Genomic DNA, 1,362 nt, shown 5'->3' on the forward strand with positions numbered 1-1,362 from the left:
AGATAATGTTTATGAGAATCATAAAAAGAGGAAAAATCAATAAAAAAATCCAAAAAAATTACTGACATTTCACTGACAAATAAACAAATTATATTTATGTAAGTATTGAAAAAGCTGCATTTATAAAAAAAGGCATAAAATATTATATTTTATGCCTTTTTTTATAAATATATGGATATATACTATTTAAAATATAGTAACACATATTCATTATATTTAGAAAAGAATTTTATTCCTATTGTATATGAGGAGAATACTATTTTTTTATATTGGAATAATAATAGTAAATCTATAATATAGAAAAGAGGTATTTATAGTATGCATGAAAATAAAAAGAATCTATTAGATGGAAGCTTAGCTCAATATAATGATGCAGCAGTACCAAAAATACCAGTATTTGCTGGTAATGATATAACTTCAGAAGTTTATTATTTTAAACCTAATCAAGTTCTTAATGCCCATAGACATCCTAATGGTGAACAAATATTTGTTTTCTTAAAAGGAGCAGGGAAAATGAAACTTGGGGAACATGAATGTGATGTAAAAAAAGGTGATACTGTTTTTGTGCCAACAGGAGAATGGCATGAAATTACTAATGGAAGCAATGAGGAAATGGTTGCTGTTCAAATCACAAAAATCAATGCTGGAGCAGAATACAGAGGATAGATATATAGGTATTCTTACAATACTTTGATTTCTATTTTTTAATATAAACTTTAATCTCACTTATAAAAAGAGTCTTTTAAAAGACTCTTTTTATAAGTTTTGTAAGCTTTTAGTTAAAATTGATACATATTTATTTTATATTTTTTATTGCATTATTTGCAAACTCAGTGTTTACGATGTCTTTATAAGGTGCTTCTTTATCTAATTCCTTAGCTTCTTTCATAACATCCATTAGTTTATTTAAGCCTTCTTCTTTTAATACAGGGTTTTGAGACCATGCATCTATTGACTTATATCTATCTACAACTGTTATTAAATCTTCTAGAGAGATATCTTCAAAGAAAGGTTGCATAGCTTCTGCGATTTCTTTACTAGGAGCTTTTTGAACCCATAATTGACCTCTATAAACAGCATTTGTAAATCTTTGAATTAAATCTTTATTATTTTTCATGTAAGATCTAGTAGTAGAGTAAGCTGTAAATGGTATTTCTCCAGAATCTTTTCCTATAGATGTTACTATATATCCACTACCTTCTTTTTCCATAGCAGTTGCTGTAGGTTCAAATGCTGTTGTAAAGTCACCTTCACCACCTGCAAAAGCTCCAGCCATTACTCCAAATTGTACATCAGTTCTTACATTAACATTGCCTGCTTTTAAATTTTCTCCAATAGTAAGCCCTTTGTCTTTTAAAACAT

Annotated in this window: 2 protein-coding genes; one reads left to right on the forward strand and one right to left on the reverse strand. The window is 27.6% G+C overall.

Annotated elements, in window-relative coordinates; genetic code table 11:
• The first annotated feature begins 318 nt into the window (after nt 1-318).
• The gene (locus KGF52_RS20940; RefSeq protein WP_227828086.1) at nt 319-666 is read left to right on the forward strand and encodes a cupin domain-containing protein; all 348 of its coding nucleotides are present in this window, start codon (nt 319-321) and stop codon (nt 664-666) included.
• 130 nt (nt 667-796) lie between these two features.
• On the opposite strand, the gene KGF52_RS20945 is transcribed toward KGF52_RS20940, so the two are convergent.
• Nucleotides 797-1,362 (reverse strand): ABC transporter substrate-binding protein (locus KGF52_RS20945; RefSeq protein WP_413927413.1); only part of this gene is annotated, 566 nt, incomplete at its 5' end.

Origin of the sequence: Clostridioides sp. ZZV15-6597, assembly GCF_020657815.1 — a bacterium.
Taxonomy (GTDB): Bacteria; Bacillota; Clostridia; order Peptostreptococcales; family Peptostreptococcaceae; genus Clostridioides.

What these genes read in the sequence shown, in the direction of transcription:
- KGF52_RS20940 (WP_227828086.1), top strand. Translation starts at nt 319, where the DNA reads ATGCATGAAAATAAAAAGAATCTATTAGATGGAAGCTTAGCTCAATAT.